General features: G+C 61.8%; 1 protein-coding gene. It reads left to right on the forward strand.

Translation table 11 applies throughout. The features are described from left to right. The first annotated feature begins 143 nt into the window (after positions 1-143). Entirely contained in the window at positions 144-1,460 is a 1,317-nt protein-coding gene (locus EL191_RS09080; RefSeq protein ID WP_041978274.1) for a lysine N(6)-hydroxylase/L-ornithine N(5)-oxygenase family protein, read from the forward strand. The last annotated feature ends 98 nt before the right edge of the window (positions 1,461-1,558 follow it).

The raw sequence follows: 1,558 nt of genomic DNA on the forward strand, positions 1-1,558 counted from the left end.
CGTTTTTGTCTAAGTGATTTCCCATTCCCCTGGCAATTGCCCTAAACATTCCTCTCCTTCGTTCGTCAGTGTTAATGAGAATGTTTTCCAGTTCATTCCGGCTGGCGAACCGCCCATTCAGCACGCAGATATCGGGAGGATTTATGGGGCTCGTTTACGACTATATCGGGGTTGGCTTCGGGCCCTCTAACCTGGCACTGGCCATCGCCACCGAAGAGTTCGCCCAGCGCAGCGGGCGAGAGCCCAATGTCTGTTTCATCGAGCGCAAGCCCGCCTTCAGCTGGCATGAGGGCATGCTGATCGACGGCTCGAGCATGCAGATCTCCTTCCTCAAGGACCTCGCCACGCTACGCAACCCGGCGAGCCGTTTCACTTTCATCAGCTACCTCAAGGCCTGTGGGCGTCTGGAGGACTTCATCAATCTGAAGACCTTCTATCCGAGCCGTGAGGAGTTCAACGACTACCTCGGCTGGGCTGCCGATGCGTTTGCCGGGCAGGTGCATTACGGCGAGGAAGTGACCAGCATCGAGCCGTTCTACAGCGCTGGTGTCTGTGCCGGCGTCGAGGTTATGTCGCGCGGTGCGGACGGGCAGGACACCTGTCGCCGGGCGCGCAACCTGGTGCTGGGCGTCGGTGGCGTGGCACAGATTCCAGCGGCTTTCGCTGACGTGAAGGACCCGCGCATCGTGCATTCCTCGCGTTATCTTGGGGCACTCGATGCCATGCTGGGTGACGGCAGTCGCCCGCGTCGCGTCGCCGTCATCGGTGGTGGGCAGAGTGCCGCGGAAATCTTCCATGACCTGGCAGGCCGCTTCCCGCAGGTCGAGGCCAGCCTGCTGGTGCGCGGTGGCAGTCTCAAGCCGTCGGACGATAGCCCATTCGTCAACGAGATTTTCAACGCCGACTTCACCGATCGTATCTTCGCCCAGGATCCCGCGCAGCGCGCACAGATGCTCAGCGAGTACCGCAACACCAACTATTCGGTGGTCGATCTGGAGCTGATCGAGAAGATCTACCACCTGTTCTACCAGCAGAAGGTGCGCGGTCAGCATCCTCACCGCTTGCTCACTCATCGTGAGGTCATGGCCGTTGCCGCCGACGACAAGGGGGTGGAGCTGAGCCTGCGCAACACCCTGGGTGGCGACCAGCATCGCGAGCGATTCGATGCGGTGATCCTCGCCACCGGCTATCGCCGCGACTATCACCGCACTCTGCTGGCGGGCTTCGCCGGCTACATCGAAGGCGATGCCGTCGACCGCCAGTACCGCCTGCCGCTGCGGGCGGACTGCCAGGCGCAGATTTTCCTGCAGGGTGGCTGCGAGGGCAGTCATGGCCTCAGTGACACCCTGCTGTCGGTGTTGGCCATGCGTTCCGAGGAGTTGGTCACCTCGATGTTCGTCGAGCCCGCCGGCACCCAGGTACGCGATTCGCTGCGTCTGGCCGCAGGCTCGCTCAGCTAATCGACCGACGCAGGTTTTTCCTTCTTCCGCGAGCGGTTCGGCAGTCCTGCCGAGCTGCTGTGCAGGCACGAGTTTTCACGGGTGACGAGATGAGATCG

The sequence above is a fragment of the Pseudomonas mendocina genome, assembly GCF_900636545.1.
In the GTDB taxonomy this organism is placed as follows: Bacteria; Pseudomonadota; Gammaproteobacteria; order Pseudomonadales; family Pseudomonadaceae; genus Aquipseudomonas; species Aquipseudomonas mendocina.